The 17,059-nt window shown below is 39.4% G+C and carries 14 protein-coding genes and 1 pseudogene; 8 read left to right on the forward strand and 7 right to left on the reverse strand.

Going from position 1 to position 17,059, the window contains the following annotated elements; translation table 11 throughout:
- Positions 1-397: 397 nt before the first annotated feature.
- Positions 398-908, forward strand: a pseudogene (locus SLS51_RS02030) (FadR/GntR family transcriptional regulator).
- A 93-nt stretch (positions 909-1,001) separates the two neighbouring features.
- On the forward strand, positions 1,002-2,393 hold the full coding sequence (gene mdtD, locus SLS51_RS02035; protein WP_323835041.1) for a multidrug transporter subunit MdtD: 1,392 nt from the start codon (positions 1,002-1,004) through the stop codon (positions 2,391-2,393).
- On the opposite strand, the gene rbsR is transcribed toward mdtD, so the two are convergent.
- From rbsR to rbsD, 6 genes are all read right to left on the reverse strand, one after another.
- The gene (gene rbsR / locus SLS51_RS02040) at positions 2,390-3,391 is read right to left on the reverse strand and encodes a ribose operon transcriptional repressor RbsR (RefSeq protein ID WP_369293930.1); all 1,002 of its coding nucleotides are present in this window, start codon (positions 3,389-3,391) and stop codon (positions 2,390-2,392) included. The two genes, mdtD and rbsR, sit on opposite strands and share 4 nt — an antisense overlap.
- 2 nt (positions 3,392-3,393) lie before the next feature.
- On the reverse strand, positions 3,394-4,323 hold the full coding sequence (gene rbsK, locus SLS51_RS02045; RefSeq protein WP_323835043.1) for a ribokinase: 930 nt from the start codon (positions 4,321-4,323) through the stop codon (positions 3,394-3,396).
- A 63-nt stretch (positions 4,324-4,386) separates the two neighbouring features.
- Entirely contained in the window at positions 4,387-5,277 is an 891-nt protein-coding gene (gene rbsB, locus SLS51_RS02050) for a ribose ABC transporter substrate-binding protein RbsB (protein WP_323835045.1), read from the reverse strand.
- A gap of 24 nt (positions 5,278-5,301) precedes the next feature.
- Positions 5,302-6,273 carry a ribose ABC transporter permease gene (gene rbsC, locus SLS51_RS02055; RefSeq protein WP_323835047.1) on the reverse strand — a complete coding sequence of 324 codons (972 nt, stop codon included), beginning with the start codon at positions 6,271-6,273 and terminating at the stop codon, positions 5,302-5,304.
- Positions 6,274-6,279: 6 nt separating this feature from the next.
- Positions 6,280-7,785, reverse strand: coding sequence for a ribose ABC transporter ATP-binding protein RbsA (gene rbsA / locus SLS51_RS02060; RefSeq protein ID WP_323835409.1), 1,506 nt, complete (start codon positions 7,783-7,785; stop codon positions 6,280-6,282).
- Between the two features lie 7 nt (positions 7,786-7,792).
- Positions 7,793-8,212, reverse strand: a complete 420-nt coding sequence (gene rbsD, locus SLS51_RS02065) for a D-ribose pyranase (RefSeq protein WP_323835049.1) — start codon at positions 8,210-8,212, stop codon at positions 7,793-7,795.
- Between the two features lie 252 nt (positions 8,213-8,464).
- Between rbsD and ravA the strand changes: the two genes are divergently transcribed.
- Positions 8,465-9,970: an ATPase RavA gene (ravA, locus tag SLS51_RS02070; protein ID WP_439126835.1), complete on the forward strand. Its 1,506-nt coding sequence runs from the start codon at positions 8,465-8,467 to the stop codon at positions 9,968-9,970.
- 4 nt (positions 9,971-9,974) lie between these two features.
- A complete protein-coding gene (gene viaA / locus SLS51_RS02075) occupies positions 9,975-11,432 on the forward strand; it encodes an ATPase RavA stimulator ViaA (RefSeq protein WP_323835053.1) in 1,458 nt (485 codons plus the stop codon).
- Positions 11,433-11,438: 6 nt separating this feature from the next.
- Here the strand turns inward: viaA and asnA are convergent, their stop codons facing one another.
- Positions 11,439-12,431 (reverse strand): aspartate--ammonia ligase, encoded by a 993-nt coding sequence (asnA, locus tag SLS51_RS02080; protein ID WP_112872187.1) that lies wholly within the window; start codon positions 12,429-12,431, stop codon positions 11,439-11,441.
- A gap of 166 nt (positions 12,432-12,597) precedes the next feature.
- On the opposite strand from asnA, the gene asnC reads away from it, so the two are divergent.
- The 4 genes from asnC to rsmG all read left to right on the forward strand — a co-directional run bounded on the left by asnC (position 12,598) and on the right by rsmG (position 16,495).
- The gene (gene asnC / locus SLS51_RS02085; RefSeq protein WP_323835055.1) at positions 12,598-13,059 is read left to right on the forward strand and encodes a transcriptional regulator AsnC; all 462 of its coding nucleotides are present in this window, start codon (positions 12,598-12,600) and stop codon (positions 13,057-13,059) included.
- Positions 13,060-13,150: 91 nt separating this feature from the next.
- The gene (gene mioC, locus SLS51_RS02090; protein ID WP_323835057.1) at positions 13,151-13,591 is read left to right on the forward strand and encodes an FMN-binding protein MioC; all 441 of its coding nucleotides are present in this window, start codon (positions 13,151-13,153) and stop codon (positions 13,589-13,591) included.
- Between the two features lie 380 nt (positions 13,592-13,971).
- The gene (gene mnmG / locus SLS51_RS02095) at positions 13,972-15,861 is read left to right on the forward strand and encodes a tRNA uridine-5-carboxymethylaminomethyl(34) synthesis enzyme MnmG (protein ID WP_323835059.1); all 1,890 of its coding nucleotides are present in this window, start codon (positions 13,972-13,974) and stop codon (positions 15,859-15,861) included.
- Between the two features lie 13 nt (positions 15,862-15,874).
- On the forward strand, positions 15,875-16,495 hold the full coding sequence (gene rsmG, locus SLS51_RS02100; RefSeq protein ID WP_323835061.1) for a 16S rRNA (guanine(527)-N(7))-methyltransferase RsmG: 621 nt from the start codon (positions 15,875-15,877) through the stop codon (positions 16,493-16,495).
- Positions 16,496-17,059 lie beyond the last annotated feature (564 nt).

Consider the following 17,059-nt stretch of genomic DNA (forward strand, 5'->3'; position numbering starts at 1 on the left):
TTTTGTGATACGGTCTTGTGAGTGCCCACACAGATTGTCTGATTAATTGTTAAAGAGCAGGCTGAAATAAAAAATAATATTCTCGTTCAGCCGGGCTGCGTATATTACGCTGTTCGCCCGCAGAGTCAAGGGCCTGTTGGCTTTTTCTCTGCCCGACCTCACAATATTTATCAGCGTTGTGTCGGTCAGTGGTGGCGCATTATAGGGCGTTCTTTGACGCTGGCAAGCATTTATTTGAAAAAAAGTTTTATTTGCGGATTTTTCCAACAAAATCCGTGCTTTTGTGTTTTTTTCATACGAATTTGATGACATCGACAATAATTATTCCCAAACTAAAGTACTATTGAGTAGATAAATGCGGGAAAGGGTCCAAATCTATATGCAATTTAAAGAACAAATGCAATTTAAAGAACAAAGAAAAGCTTCCCAGAAAAACCTTTCTTACCTTTTAGCTGAACAATTTGACGTCAACAGAACTTCTGTTCGTGAAGCAATAAAAATACTTGCATCCAAAGGTATGCTATTACCTCGCCCACGTATTGGTACTCGAATCATGCCAACGATTCATTGGAATTTCCTCGATCAGGATTTATTAGCTTGCTTTCTTGCTGCACAAAAATGCCACACAAAAACAAAAGAAGCAGCTCTTACAGATAGATGAAATGTATCTACTAAAAGAAAATTTTAACCGGGAAAAATGGATAGAGATTGATTACCAGTTTCACTACACCATTTATAAATCTTGTGGAAATCCATTCCTATGCTCTTTTACCAACTTATTTTATTTGGTATACCAGAACTACTTCGAAGCTGTTATTTCCGATAAAGTTGTACAACTGGAAACTCATAAAACAATTGTCAATTCAATCATCCAAGGTGACAGTCACAGCGCACTTCTCGCTTGCTAAAAGTTATTAACAGAACGCGAATGATCTTATATAGTAGTGCATTAGATTAATATCTAACCAAACATTAGCTAGATAAAATAAGCAGGATTATTAATGGTAAAAACCGCTCGTAATATGGCGGGGCTACCCTGGATTGCTGCAATAGCTTTCTTTATGCAAGCTTTAGATGCAACAATTCTCAACACAGCATTGCCCGCTATTGCTGAAAGCCTCAAACATTCACCTCTGGCAATGCAATCTGCTGTTGTCAGCTATACTCTGACTGTCGCTTTGCTAATTCCAGTCAGTGGCTGGTTAGCAGATCGTTTCGGTACCCGTCGGATATTTATGTTTGCTGTATCCTTATTTTCTTTAGGCTCCCTTGCCTGTGCTTTGTCAGGTAATTTAGCTTTTCTCGTTGTTTCACGTGTAATTCAAGGCATTGGTGGCGCAATGATGATGCCAGTTGCCCGTCTTGCTTTATTACGTGCGTACCCACGCAGCGAACTTCTACCTGTTATGAATTTTGTCACCATGCCAGGGTTAGTAGGGCCAATTCTTGGTCCCATGCTCGGTGGGCTATTAGTCACTTATGCTACCTGGCACTGGATATTTATTATCAACATTCCAATCGGTTTATTGGGGATTATTTACGCTAAAAAGCATATGCCTAATTTTACAATGCCAAAACGTTCATTCGATTTTTTCGGTTTCATACTTTTTGGGCTGAGTTTAATAATGGTTTCTGTCAGTTTGGATTTACTAGGAGAGAGTTCGTTACCCGGCTATATACCTCTGACAATGATGGTTGGTGGTTTTATGATATTATTTGGTTATCTGATGCATGCTAGAAAACAACCCCAACCCCTTATCAGCCTGAAATTATTCCGTATTCGCACATTCTCTATCGGTATTATAGGTAATATTGTTACACGCTTGGGAACTGGTTGCATTCCCTTCCTGATGCCTTTGATGCTACAAGTTGGATTTGGTTATTCAGCACTCATTGCCGGAATGATGATGGCACCAACCGCTATTGGTTCTGTTATAGCCAAATCTTTCGTTACTCATGTATTAACTCGCTTTAGGTATCGTAAAACGCTGGTTAGCATAACCATTATTATTGGATTAATGATTTCTCAATTTTCACTGCAATCACCTGGAATGCCCGCTGTTCTTTTATCTATTCCACTATTTTTACTGGGTATGGCTGTATCCATTCAATTTACTTCGATGAATACCATTACTCTCGCTGATCTAACCGATAATAATGCCAGTTCAGGAAATAGTTTATTAGCTGTAACTCAGCAGTTATCTATTAGCTTCGGTGTTGCAGTAAGTGCGGCTATTCTTCGTTTCTATGAATCTATGCCTTATGGAACAACAGTTGATAACTTCCACAGTACTTTTATTACCGTAGGAATAATCACTTTACTTTCTTCTTCCACCTTCCTGTTATTACATAAGGAAGATGGCGATAACATGATCAAGAGAAAGAACATTTAAGAACGAGAAACTGAGCTACGCTCAATCAGTGTCGGAGTTAATACTAACAATTTAGGATTGCTTTCTGGGTTATCCATCCGATAAAGCAAAGTATCAACAGCCAGCTTTCCTAACTTATCTTTTGGCTGATGAATGGTTGTCAATGGTGGGATCATATAAGGGGCAAGGTCGATATCATCATAACCTATGATGGAAATATCATCCGGCACAGAAAGTCCCGCTTGGTACAGAGCCTGATAAGCGCCAACAGCCATTGCATCATTTCCTGCAAAAACAGCTTCTGGCGGTTCTGGATGTTGTAGTAATTTCTGCATTGATTTAAAACCACCAGCAAATTCAAAATCACTGTAAATTTCATATCCGTCAGGAATAATAAGGCCAGCATTTGCCATTGCCTTTCTATATCCCTTCAATCGATGATTAGCAGGTGTTTTATCTTGTGGACCTGCAATACAAGCTATTTTTTTAAAACCACAGCTAATAAGGTGATTAGTGGCCATCTCTCCTCCCAACAAGGAGTTGTCCTGAATAACATCACCGACAATATCAAATGGAGACCAATCCATCATAACCATAGGTAAAGGAGGATAACGGCGCAAAACATCACAGGAGTTGTGTTGATTTTCAGTACACATAATCAGCACCCCATCTACTCGCTTTTGCAGCAACGTTTCCATGCTGTAATCCATTCGTTTGGCATCACCTTCTGTATTACATAAGATAAGGCTGTAACCACGCTCATAGCAGCTTCGTTCAACCCCTCTTACAATTTCAGCATAAAAAGGATTATTACTGGTCGTGACCAACATACCAATGGTTTTTGTTTGCTTGATTTTAAGACTTCGTGCAAGCGCTGATGGCGCATAATTCAATTGCTCAATCGCATCATTAACTTTCTTTTTTACACCATCACTGACATAACGATTATTATTAATAACATGAGATACAGTTGATGTAGAAACGCCTGCAAAACGAGCAACATCTTTCATTGTAGCCACAGTTAATCCTGTTCAGTTAAAAATACATCAATTTCATTTCGCCACGGGACGGAAGGCTGAGCTCCCTGACGGGTTACCGCTATCGCAGCAGCAGAATGAGCAAATCGTATGGCAGATGACATGGATTTTCTTTCTAATAATGCTGTCACCAGCGCACCGTTGAAAGTATCTCCTGCCGCAACAGTATCTACAACGTTAACTTTAAATCCCGGAACAATTTTTCCTTTCTGACCACTTTCACTCAACCATACCCCACGGCTACCCAATGTGATAATTACTGTTTCAATACCTTTACCATGCAGTATTTGAGCCGCATTTTCCGCATCTGAATCATTTTCTACTTTAATTCCAGTGAGATATTCCGCTTCAGTTTCATTCGGTGTAATGATATCCACCAATGAGAGCAATTGATCAGATAATTTTCGGGCCGGCGCCGGATTGAGTATTACTTTTGTATTATTTTGTTTAGCTATTGTTGCAGCAAGTTGCACTGTTTCCAATGGAGACTCAAGTTGCATCAATAATGCATCTGCTTCCTCAATAATATTTTGGTAGCGATAGAAATATTCCTGTGTCAACGCTGCATTAGCGCCTGCATTGATACCAATAACGTTTTCACCTTGCTGATTAACGAAAATCAACGCTACACCCGTTGTTTCTCCTTTAACCACTTCAATGCCAGAAGTTTTAATATTATCCTTTGCTAACTGCTGACAGATACGAAAACCAATATCATCCTCACCAACACAAGCAATAAATGTAATGTCAGCACCGCTGCGGCCTGCTGCTACCGCCTGATTAGCACCTTTACCCCCAAAAGCAACTTGATATTGTTCCCCGATCACCGTTTCCCCCGGACGAGGAAATGACTTAAGATTCAAAATATGGTCAGCATTAATACTACCAAGCACCGCAAGTTTTGCTGTACTCATTACATTTATTCCTTTTCAATTATACCGTCACCACCATCAATGAGTAACGGCACAAATACCGGTTTATTTTTTAATAACTAACTCCAATTCCACAGGAATGACGGCTTCAACTTTTTCGCCTCTCAGCACTTTATTTGCAGTCTGAACACCAACGATACCAATTTGATCAGGACGCTGAGCGATTGTCGCTCCTAGTTTTCCACGTTGAACAGCTTTGATACCATCTCCAGTACCATCAAAACCAACAACTAATACATCGCTTTTACCTGCTGTCTGTAAAGCGCGCAAAGCACCTAACGCCATCTCATCATTCTGAGCAAATACAGCTTGTACAGCCGGATGAGCCGTCAGTAAGTTCTGCATAACGTTCAATCCCTTGGTACGATCGAAATCAGCAGGCTGACTAGCTAGCACGTTAAATTTATGTTCCTGTGCTACCTTATTAAATCCTTCACCACGTTCACGGGCAGCAGAAGTGCCGGCAATACCTTCTAGCTGAATAATTTTAGCTTCATTCCCTAATTTTTCGGCGATAAAATCACCCGCTATTTTACCCCCCAAGCGGTTATCAGAAGCAATATGACTGACAACAGTACCTTTATTCGCTATTCTATCTAGAGTAATGACCGGAATTTTGGCATTGTTAGCCATAATAATGGCATTACTAACAGCATCGGAGTCAGTCGGGTTAATTAGCATGAGTTTAGTACCACGTACTGTCAAATCCTGAACATTAGCTAATTCTTTCGCTGGATTGTCCTGAGAATCCAATACAATTAGGTTATAGCCCAACTTATCCGCCTCTTTTTGAGCGCTATCTTTCATTGTGACAAAGAATGGATTATTCAGTGTAGAAATGACTAACGCGATAGTGTCTTTCGCCAATGCATTTACACTTACAGTCATACTTAACGCAACAGCAGATAAAATTGTTACTAATTTCTTCACTTTCATCGTGTTATTTCCTGTAGGGTGAGGTTATTGACCACTTTTGTTATCAACCAGAACTGCCAACAATATTACAATTGCTTTAACAATCATCTGATAGTTAGAAGAAATACCTAATAAGTTTAAGCCATTGTTTAAAAAACCGAGGATTAGTGCACCAATCAAAGTACCAATAATTAATCCCTTACCACCAGCCAGGCGAGTTCCTCCCAGTACTACGGCAGCAATAGCATCTAATTCATAACCTCCCCCTGCCATAGGTTGAGCAGAAGAAAGACGAGCAACTTCAATAATACTTGCCAATGCCGTCAGTAAACCACATAAGGAGTAAACGATAATTTTAATTTTATCGATATTGATACCAGATAAACGGGTAGCCGATTCATTCCCCCCCAAGGCATAAATATAACGACCTAAACGGGTGTGATGCAGGATATACCATGCGATAACAAAAACTATCAACATCAGCCATACTGGAGTAGGAATTCCCAGTGGACGACCAATACCAAACCAGCCAAACAGATCCGCATTATCACTGAATCCTGTATTTATTGGGCTACCATCAGTATAGACACGGGTTATTCCACGAAGTAACAACATCATGACTAGAGTGGCAATAAAGGCCTGTACTTTACCTTTAGCAATTATTATTCCTGTACAAGCACCAATTGCAGCACCTAAAGCCAAAGCACTCACAATAGCCACCAGAGCATTAATTTCCGTACCAACCAATGAAGCTGCTATTGCACCTGTTAACGCAAGCAATGAACCAACAGACAGGTCAATACCCGATGTCAGGATAACCAATGTCATCCCAACAGCCATAATGGCATTGACTGATGTTTGTTGCAGAATATTAAACAAGTTATTTAAAGTGAAAAAATTTTGGCTAAGAGAAGAAACTACTGCTATCAGCACTAGCAACGCAATCAGTGACTTTTGTTTCAGTAACCACTCTTTAGTAAACCAACGTTTAAATGTCGGTGATATATTAGAATTCATACTGAATTACTCCTGAATCGCTCCATATTGTTTGCCTACAGCCGCTGCCATCAAAACTTCTTGAGTTGCCTGTTCAGCAAAAAATTCTCCGCTGATCTGGCCTTCACACATAACCAAAATACGATCACTCATTCCTATCACTTCTGGCATTTCAGAAGAAACGAGAATAATGCTTAATCCCTCTTTCTTGAATTGATTAATTAACTGATAAATTTCTTTTTTTGCGCCAACATCTACACCACGCGTAGGTTCATCCAAAATAAGAACTTTTGGTCTGGTCATTAATCCACGGGCAATAGCTACTTTTTGCTGATTACCACCAGAAAGTAAACCAATAGCCTGTCCCATTGAAGGTGTCTTGATACTAAACAATTTAATAAAGTCACTCACTGCATTCTGTTCTTCTTTATGATTAAGACCACCTAACCGGTTACTGAAATAACGTAAGGCAGTAAGAGACATATTATCTTTGATTGACATTCCTAAAACTAAGCCATCACGTTTACGATCTTCTGAAATATAAACAATCCCACACGCTAACCCGTCCTGAGGGTTACGAATTACAATGGGGGTTCCATCCAATGTGATTTGCCCCTGAGCTTTTGGCAACGCACCATAAATAATTTTCATCAATTCAGTGCGGCCAGCCCCCATTAGCCCTGATATACCCAAAATTTCCCCGCTATAAAGAGAAAAACTGGCATTTGTCACACCGGAACCAGAAATCTGCTTAACCTCAAGTCGTTTCTTACCCCGAGGTAAATTCAGGCGAGGATACTGATCTTCCAGTTTTCGCCCAACCATCATTTCAATCAGAGTCTCTTCTTTTAGCTCTTTTACCGACTTTTCACCAATAAATTGCCCATCACGGAATACCGTCACATCATCGCAAATTTCAAAAATTTCTCTCAAACGATGGGAAATATAAACAATACCGCATCCCTGAGATTTTAGTTCATGTATTACGCGAAATAATGATTCAGTTTCTGTATCGGTCAGCGCATCAGTTGGCTCATCCATAATGATCACTTTGGATTTAAAACTCAGCACTTTAGCAATTTCAACCATTTGTTGATCACCGATAGAAAGTTCAGCGACTAAACGGTGACTGCTGTAACTTAGATTCAATTTTTTTAACAGGCGATCGGCTTCCTGATGCATTTTTTCCCAGTCAATCGCACCGAATTTATTAACAAATTCGCGTCCCAGGAAAATATTTTCAGCAATGGTCAGTTGGGGAATAAGATTTAATTCCTGATGGATAATCCCGATCCCCGCTTCCTGAGAGGATCTAGTGCCAGAAAAAATCACTTCTTTTCCTAGGTAATGAACCGTGCCTGTATCTCTGGTATATATTCCAGTCAACACTTTTATCATCGTGGATTTACCTGCACCATTTTCCCCTACCAGAGCCATCACTTTACCCGGGTAAACACGTAGTGCCGCGCCAGATAATGCTTTGACACCAGGAAAAGATTTACTAATTCCTTTTAGTTCCAGTACAGGCTGCATCATCACCTCAGAAAGTCACACCAGCACAAAGGATAATATTGGCATAAGGAGAATGCTCTCCTGTGCGAATCACCGCTCGGCTATGTTTTGTTTTTTCTTTCAACATATTATGATTAATATAGTCTACAGTAATTGAATTCCCTTGCTGTTTCTCAAGCTCTTTAATTTGAGTTAATATTAATTGATGTATCAAAGGATTATAGTCAATAATCTCCTCAGCTAAAAATGCCGCTTCAATCTGCATTTCTTGTGTAACGACATTAAGAACGGATATAAAACTGGGAATTCCCTGGGTTAGCGCTAAATCAATCCGCTGGGCTAAAGGAGGAATTGGTAATCCAGCATCACCAATTGTAATCTGGTCAGTATGCCCTAGCTGAGAAATTACGGCTGAAATTTCAGAATTAAGTAATACACCTTTTTTCATTTTTTTATTCCATTAGCGAAACGTTTCGCTATTGAGTAATATAGAAAGTAATATTTAAAATGCAACATTAGTGATGCAAAAATGTGATCACTATCGAAACGTTTCGTTAATAAAAGAAACGAAAAAAAACGTTAACTTATTGAATATTTGACGCTGAATCGATTTTTAAGGTAAATATTGTCTACATCAACAAATAATGATTAAAATCTCTGGAGAAGGCGAATTAGGTTCTATCTAATCCAACAGATAATATTGGTACAAATTATGCTATTAGCAGAAAAAATAGTTTGCTTAAGTCACTATCTGGAAAGTGGTCTGTATGAAAGACAACAGACTATTCGTTTATGTTTGCTAGCTGCATTGTGTGGAGAAAGTGTTTTTCTACTCGGCCCTCCAGGTATTGCAAAAAGTTTGATAGCCCGCCGATTGAAATTTGCGTTTCGTGATGCCAGAGCATTTGAATATCTGATGACTCGCTTTTCAACCCCTGAAGAAATTTTCGGCCCTCTTTCTATTCAAGCACTAAAAGAAGAAGGACGTTACCAACGCCTAACCAACGGATATTTACCTGAAACTGAAATTGTCTTCCTTGACGAAATATGGAAAGCCGGTCCGGCAATTCTTAATACCCTACTGACTGCAATTAATGAAAGAAAATTCAGAAATGGGGATACAGAAGAGAAAATTCCAATGCGATTACTTATAACAGCATCCAATGAGCTGCCCGAAGCAGATAACAGTCTGGAGGCACTTTATGACAGAATGCTAATTCGTATCTGGTTGGATAAAATTCAAGAAAAGAAGAATTTCCGAGCGTTACTCACTAGCCACAAAAATGAAAATGATAACCCTGTTCCGGCAGACATTCAAATAACAAGTGAAGAATTCCATCAATGGCAAAAAGAGATTGATAAAATAGTTCTACCAGAGAGTTGTTTTGATATTATCTATCATCTACGCCAGCAACTTGATGCAACAGAACATTCACCTTACGTTTCAGACAGGCGCTGGAAAAAAGCCATTCATTTATTACAAGCCAGTGCTTTCTTCAATGGCAGAAAAGAAATATCACCTCTTGATTTAATATTACTGAAAGATTGCCTGTGGTATGATCTTCACTCTTTTAAATTATTACCCCAATACTTGAATATTCTCATGACCGAACAGGCATATCGGCAAAGAATATTATCTCAACAAATTGATTTGCTTTATCACCAATGGACTCAAGCCCGTCAGGATAAAAATGATCAGCAGGCGTTAAAACTGGAAAAACAAACCAGTCTGTTTGGGCGTAAAATACAATATTCGCTACCCGCTCATATCAATGAAGAAAAATTGATTCTATTCCTGCATACACCTCTTCATCTCCATGATATTAAAGTTAATTTCATTGAATTGGAAAAAAAAGCGTTGAATATCTGGATAAACAAAGGCAGAGAATTATCAGCCCGTCTGAACGGCATTGGTTTTCCACAAAATATAGCAGCCAAAGTTAATTCAGCGCATCAGCCAGAGATTTTTGATATCAGCCGCCGTTCATCCACGCTATATTTACCAGTTCATCAGCAAAATGAAGAAAACAGCGAGTGGCTGGAAAGATTGGAAAAAGTTAATCAAGAAATCCATCACCAACACCAACTGTTTAATCAGCATCAGCCATGTCTATTTATTGAAAGTCATTGGCTTGCTACGATAGAGCAAAGCTTTATTCAGTTATCAGATAAAATTAAGCAGTTGAAATTAAAAATAGGCAGCTAAATAAATGATTAGTCTGACAACCCTTGATCTTTTACTGTCAATAAACGAAGGAGAGATGATAGAAGAGATCATATTAACGCTTTTAGCTTCACCTCAGTTAGCTATCTTTTTTGAAAAACATCCTCGCTTGAAACGTGCGCTATTAAAAGATATCCCTGGCTGGAAACACGATTTACAACAAAGGATTAAAGAAGCGCTCATTCCTGCAACTCTGGCCGAAGAATTTCAATTATATCAACAATTACTCTCTGCCAATACAAATCATTTTTACCTTAAACTCCCCGATATTTTAGAAACGCTGAACCGAATTGAATCCCCTTTTAGTGAAGAAGCACAGAAACTCTCAACCAACACCATTGCTGATTCAAATACACTACAAATTCTATTTATTCAACGATGGAGGATCAGTTTGATCCTGCAAACTACAACCTTCCATAAGCAATTGCTAGAGCAAGAAAAAGAGCAATTACTGGCAGAACTGCAACAAAGGCTGACACTAAGCGGTAATCTTGATCCTGTTTTTAGTGAAAATGATAGGGCAGCAGGGCGATTATGGGATATGAGCAAAAGTCAGTTAAATCATTCCCAAAATGATAAGCAGTTATTGATCCGCTATAGTGAATTTCTTCACCAACAGCCGGAACTGAAAAAATTAGCTCAATTACTTGGACGCAGCCAATCTGCAAAATCAAAACCACAAGAAAACCATTCTTTCGAACCAGTTACGACAATCGAACGAACACCCGATACCGTTCCTGAACAGGTAAATGGTATCGGACAAAGTGATGATATTCTGCGCCTATTGCCAATAGAATTAGCGATATTAGGAATTGAAGATCTGGAATACGAGTTTTATCGCAAATTAGTGGAAAAAAAACTCCTGACCTATCGCTTACAAGGTGATAACTGGCGAGAAAAAACAACATTACGGCCAGTCACTCATTATAGCCAGGAAGAAAAACCACGAGGACCATTTATTATTTGTGTGGATACTTCCGGTTCTATGGGGAAATTCAATGAAAAATGCGCCAAAGCCTTTTGTCTGGCACTGTTACGCATTGCTCTAGCTGATAATCGCAACTGTCATATCATGCTATTTACGACAGGAATTGTGCACTATGAACTATCTTCACCAGATGGTCTGGAGCAAGCTATTCGTTTTCTCAGCCAAACTTTCAAAGGAGGGACAGATCTCGCTTTTTGTCTGACAAGCACAATAGAAAAAATGAAAGAAAAATGTTGGAAAAATGCTGATGCTGTTGTTATCTCAGATTTCATTGCCCAGCGTCTGCCGAACTCACTAATCCATCAGATAAAAAATCTGCAACTGCATCAGCAATACCGCTTCCATGCGGTCTCCATGTCCCAATATGGTAAGCCCGATATTATGCGGATATTCGATCATATCTGGCACTTTGATACCGGACTTAAGAGTCGTTTACTGCGAAAATGGCGTCACTAACTTGAATCAAAGCATATCTTCTACAGTTTCGCGTACTTCAGGTGACCAGATACTGCACTGAACTTGACCAATGTGCTTCATTTGCAGCAGTAACATCACTAAACGGGATTGACCAATACCGCCACCAATTGACTGCGGCATGTCGCCTTTGAGTAACGCCTGATGCCAATCATATTGTAAACGCTCTTCATCACTCGTCAGTGCTAACTGACGTTCCAACGCTTCTGCATCAACACGGATACCCATAGAAGAGATCTCAAACGCATCCTCCAAAACAGGGTTCCAAACAATGATGTCGCCATTTAGACCAACAAAACCATCGCTGTTTGGTGTCGTCCAGTCATCATAATCAGGCGCACGCACATCATGAGATTGACCATCAGATAATTTCGCACCAATACCAATGAGGAAAACAGCACCCAATTCTTTAGCAATAGCACGTTCACGGCCTTTTGCATCCAGATCCGGATAACGGCTCAGAAGCGTTTCGCTATGAACAAAGTGAATTTGATCTGGCAGGAACGGTGCCAGACCAAACTCTTTGCTGACAGCTTTTTCTGTTTCTTTTATTGCTTCGTAAATTTTACCTACTGTCTGTTTAAGATAAGCAAGTGAGCGTTGCCCATCTCCCATCACTTTTTCCCAATCCCATTGATCAACATAAACAGAGTGAATTGGTGTTAAGCGATCCTCATCTGGACGCAATGCTTTCATGTGAGTGTAAAGCCCTTGTTCAGGCTGAAAGCCAAAACGACCCAGTGTCTTACGTTTCCATTTAGCCAACGAATGCACTACTTCGAAAGTTGAATCCGGTAAAGTTTTTACTTTCACCTGAACAGCTTTTTCATGGCCGGACAAGTTGTCCTGAATACCATCTCCCAAACAACTTAGGATTGGCCCCTGTACTTCAATCAGACCCAGTTTGCTTTCCAGCAGACGGGAAAAGAAGGATTTCACGAAACTGATTTGTTGCTGCTTTTCAATAAACGACTTTTTCATAATGTTATTCTCTAATTTTTTAGGTGGCCCTGATGTCCTGTTGGAAACATTAAGCAATAAAATGAGGTATAAATTCAATATACTTTAATAAAAATAGACTTTATGATTCATAAAATGCATTTTTAAGATTAAAAAAATGAAAATTCCTTAAAAAAAGGGGCTGAAAATGGCAGAAATTTATCAGATCGACAATCTAGACCGTGACATACTTCACGCTTTAATGGACAACGCACGTACACCTTATGCTGAACTAGCAAAGAAATTTTCTGTCAGTCCGGGAACAATTCACGTTCGCGTGGAAAAAATGAAGCAAGCAGGAATCATTACCGGTACCAGAGTCGATATCAGCACGAAACAACTTGGTTATGATGTGTGTTGCTTTATTGGCATTATTCTTAAGAGTGCTAAAGATTACCCATCAGCTCTGAAAAAACTAGACAACCTGGATGAAGTGGTTGAGGTTTACTACACAACAGGCCACTACAGTATCTTTATTAAAGTTATGTGCCGTTCAATTGAATCCCTTCAAGATGTACTTATCAACAAAATACAGACTATCGATGAAATTCAATCAACAGAAACCCTAATCTCCTTACAAAACCCGATCATGCGAACAATCAAGCCATAAAATAAAATTTGTTATAACCACATTATCCACAGGTAGATCCCAACAGATTCACAGCGTACAATAGCGGCTCTTGAAATCTGTTGGGATCACTATGGCCACGATTACCTTAATCAGCGGCAGCACGATGGGCAATGCTGAATACGTAGCTGAACATATGGCTGAAATTCTAGAAGATGTTGGTTTCTCCACTGAAATTCTACATGGCCCCTCCTTAAATGAGCTTCCTCAGGAAGGAATCTGGCTAATCGTCACATCCACACATGGCGCAGGAGAATTGCCAGAAAATATACAACCATTAGCCGCAGAAATTTCTGACCAAAAACCTGATCTCAGCAAGGTAACGTTTGGCGCTGTTGGCCTTGGTAGTTCCGAATACGACACTTTTTGCGGTGCAATAAAATCATTTGACCAACTATTGATAGAAAATGGTGCTAAACGTCTCGGTGATCGTCTGGAAATTGATATTCAACAACATGAGATCCCCGAAGATCCAGCAGGAGAGTGGGTTAAAAATTGGGCAAACGCACTCTAATAAGAACAAAAAAACAGCAAACGATTGTGGATAACTTATCTAAAAAGCCGGGGTTAACCCGTAGTTATCCATAGTATAACTCTATGACAATGATCACCTTGTGAATAACTACCGATTTAGATCCCAGTTTATACCTTGTGGGATCACGGATCATTCACAACAAATGATCCTTTACAGCTTTATGATCTTTCTAAGGAAAAATAACTTATCCACAAAAGATCATGATCCTAATAAAAGATCTAATAAATAGATCTTTAAATAAAAAAGATCTTCTTTTAATTACCGGTGATCTCACCCACTTGGTCTATCACCGAAACTTGAGTAGAATTCTCCTCCATTAATGCAACACTGAGCATTTTTATAACTGAAGGTTCATCACCATGTTTTATCCAGAACAATTTGACGTCATCATTATCGGTGGTGGTCACGCCGGTACCGAAGCGGCTATGGCAGCCGCTCGTATGGGTCGTCAAACCCTATTGCTGACCCACAATATTGACACTTTGGGCCAAATGTCATGTAACCCAGCCATTGGTGGAATCGGTAAAGGGCATCTGGTTAAAGAAATTGATGCGCTTGGTGGCTTAATGGCTAAAGCGACTGATCAAGCTGGTATCCAATTTAGAACTTTAAATGCCAGCAAAGGGCCCGCAGTTCGTGCAACACGTGCCCAAGCAGATAGGGTTCTCTATCGTCAAGCTGTACGCATGGCATTGGAAAACCAACCTAATCTAATGATCTTCCAACAACCTGTAGAAGATCTCATTGTTGAAAATGACACCGTTACTGGCGCAGTAACACGCATGGGCCTTAAGTTCAGAGCTAAAGCTGTTGTTTTGACTGTAGGAACATTTCTTGACGGTAAGATCCACATTGGTTTGGAAAATTATAGTGGTGGAAGAGCTGGTGATCCCCCAGCCATTTCGTTGGCACAGCGCTTACGTGAGTTGCCTTTACGTGTAAACAGATTAAAAACAGGAACACCACCACGTATTGATGCCAGAACTATCGATTTTAGTCAGTTAACACAACAGCTAGGTGATAATCCAACGCCAGTATTCTCTTTCCTTGGAAATGTGAAACAACATCCACAACAAATACCGTGTTACATCACCCATACGAATGAAAAAACCCACGATGTGATCCGCAATAATTTGGATCGTAGCCCAATGTATACGGGGATCATTGAAGGGATCGGTCCTCGCTACTGCCCTTCAATCGAAGATAAGGTCATGCGTTTTGCGGATCGTGATGCTCACCAGATCTTCCTTGAACCTGAAGGATTGACTAGTAATGAAATCTATCCAAATGGTATTTCTACCAGCTTACCATTTGACGTACAGATGCAAATTGTTCACTCCATGAAAGGAATGGAAAATGCTCGAATTATTCGTCCTGGTTATGCAATAGAATACGATTTCTTCGATCCACGAGATCTAAAACAAACATTAGAAAGTAAATTTATCCACGGTTTATTCTTCGCTGGACAAATCAACGGCACGACGGGTTATGAAGAAGCGGCTGCTCAAGGACTCTTGGCAGGCCTTAATGCAGCTCGCTACGCTTCAGAAGAAGAAAATTGGTTCCCTCGCCGTGATCAAGCTTATATTGGCGTTTTAGTTGACGATTTATGTACTCTAGGGACTAAAGAACCATACCGCATGTTTACTTCTCGAGCCGAATATCGCTTGATGCTACGTGAAGATAATGCAGACCTGCGTTTAACAGAAAAAGGCCGTGAATTAGGATTGGTAGATGATTCACGTTGGGAACATTATTGCCGTAAAGTGGAAATGGTTGAACAAGAACGTCAGCGTTTACGTAATATTTGGATTCACCCTAATTCAAATAATCTTGATGACATTAACAATATATTGAAAATGCCATTATCGAAAGAGGCTAATGGTGAAGATCTACTACGTCGTCCTGAAATGAATTATGAACTTTTGACCTCATTGCCCCTGTTTTCTCCAAGCCTTAAAGAGTCACAAGCCGCTGATCAAGTTGAAATTCAGGTCAAATACGAGGGATATATTGCCCGTCAGCAGGAAGAAATCGAAAAGCAGCTACGTAATGAAAACACATCATTACCGGTCGATCTCGACTACCGCCAAATCAGTGGTCTTTCCAATGAAGTTGTCGCTAAACTCAATGATCATAAACCGAGTTCAATTGGTCAGGCTTCACGTATTTCAGGGGTAACACCTGCGGCAATTTCAATTTTACTTGTGTGGTTGAAAAAACAAGGATTATTGCGCCGCAGTGCCTGAGAGGATCTTGATTATGCTTAACAAACTAGAATTGTTGCTGACCAAAGCAGGAATAGAACTGTCACTACAGCAAAAACAGCAGCTTGTAGCCTATGTTGATATGCTCAATAAGTGGAATAAGGCTTACAATCTCACATCAGTACGTGAGCCAGAACAAATGCTGGTGCGTCATATCATGGACAGCATTGTTGTCAGCCCTTATCTGCAAGGTCATCGTTTTATTGATGTGGGCACGGGTCCGGGGTTGCCAGGTATTCCGTTAGCTATTGTTCGCCCAGATTCTCATTTCACATTGCTGGATAGTTTAGGCAAAAGAGTGAGATTTTTGCGTCAGGTTCAGCATGAACTTGATTTGGTAAATATCGAACCAGTACAAAGTAGGGTTGAAGCGTATTCTTCTGAACCACTTTTTGATGGCGTAATAAGCCGTGCTTTTGCTTCGTTACAAGATATGGTCTCTTGGTGCAGTCATTTGCCTGAGCCTATTCATGGGCGTTTCTATGCACTTAAAGGTGTGCTTCCAGAAGAGGAACTGACTATCTTGCCTTTTGGAATTTCTGTCGATTCGGTTATTAAATTAAATGTTCCTGAACTGGAAGGGCAACGTCATTTGGTTATCCTTAAATCAAACTAATTTTGTTATTTGTCAATAAAGTTATAAATAATTAGTGATGTTGAGCACAATTATACTGTAGTCAGCATCGTTAATTATGGTTTGCATCGTTTCAGCTTTAATTTACCGAGTTATTACATAAAAATAACGTTATCTTGATATTAAGATAGTTGAACCTTTAAAAATCAGATAAAGCATTTTTTCATCAGATCCACTTTTTTAAACTAGCTAAAAATTAGCTTGGGAATTTAAGTCAATAATATAATCACTCTTTTGTATGGAATTAAATTAACCAATTGATTTTATTATTAATGTATTTTATTTTCATTTACTATGAATGTTAAATATAATTAACAAATGAAAAAATTATGTGATTTAAATCACATTTAAGTCCGAAATGTATGAAATTATTAAAAACAAGAAATCAGTACAATCATTAGCTTGCAATCTGGCGCTAAAATAAAAAAATTTAAATAATTGTTCACCTTTTCGCTACTTATGGATTGAATTCATTTTGGTGGCCCGTATAATTTGCACGTTTTTGTCACTTGACACTCTTAAGCAAAGGCAGTTTTATACAACATT

The organism is Photorhabdus africana, assembly GCF_035181445.1.
Lineage (GTDB): Bacteria > Pseudomonadota > Gammaproteobacteria > Enterobacterales > Enterobacteriaceae > Photorhabdus > Photorhabdus laumondii.